Below are 1,031 nucleotides of genomic sequence, written 5' to 3'. Positions count from 1 at the left end.
CGTATATGGTCTCCTCCAACTTTGCAAGTTAAAACCGGTCGTAAGCGAAGTTGCGTTCGTATATTCGGCCTCGAGTCACAATGTATTCACTTCTAGCTCATTGTAGGGCCTTGATGTAATCCGCGCATGGTGTGGCCTATCGGGCTAACGTCATAAAATGACTGCAGTTCATCGGTCTCACGCCATGCAGGATGACTCGTTTACCATCAGTTTTAATTCACAATCGTTGTTGTAGCTCTTACGTCGTTCTTTCAGGGTACTCTATTTAAAATTTGCGATGACTTACGCAGCCATCACTCGATACTCTTGCTCTTTGGTTTGCATCGCCCAAACGATGCGGAGCAGCTTGTTGGCAACCGCAACTGCGGCAACATTATTGCCACGGCGCTCTGCCAAGCTGACCGCCCAGCGGCTGAGCTTATCATCCTTGTTTCGGGCCACTCGTATCACCGAGCGAGCACCGTGAATCAGCAAGCTTCGTAACTGACTATTGCCGCGTTTACTTATGCCGCCAAGCACCGTTTTGCCGCCACTACTAAACTGCCGAGGCACCACACCTAAGTACTCCGATGCACTTCTGGCGTGCGCAAACTGTTTCATATCGCCGAGCTGCGCTATCAGCGTCATCGCTGTTATCGGCCCAATGCCCGGTGCTGTTTGCAAGCGTTGTGCTTGCGCACTACTGCGTGCCAACTCTTTTATCTTGTTCTCGTACAACTCAATCTGCGCATCAATGCCCACGATATAATCGTACGACAGCTGCACCAATGACCGCCCTAGCGTTTCTAGGCCGTTGTCCGCATCTTCCAAAATCTCCGGCAACTTACGGCGTAGCGTATTAATGCCTTGGCCGATGAAAATGCCGTACTCGTTCAGCTGTCCGCGAATGCGGTTCACTTGTCGTGTACGCTCTCTGACGAGGCCATCGCGTTGCTTTATCAGCATCATTGCGTCTTGCTCAGCCACTGTTTTTAATCGTACTGTTGGCATGCCAGGCCGGCTCGCTGCTTCACAAATCGCTCGTGCGTCAT

General features: G+C 51.3%; 1 protein-coding gene. It reads right to left on the bottom strand.

Annotated elements, in window-relative coordinates:
- Positions 1 to 282 precede the first annotated feature (282 nt).
- Positions 283 to 1,031 (bottom strand): IS110 family RNA-guided transposase (locus CWE21_RS13350; RefSeq protein ID WP_126834911.1); only part of this gene is annotated, 749 nt, incomplete at its 5' end.

Source organism: Pseudidiomarina aquimaris (assembly GCF_003987395.1).
GTDB lineage: Bacteria > Pseudomonadota > Gammaproteobacteria > Enterobacterales > Alteromonadaceae > Pseudidiomarina > Pseudidiomarina aquimaris.
The sequence above is the reverse complement of the archived record's forward strand: the minus strand, read 5'-3'. Positions and strand labels throughout refer to the sequence as shown.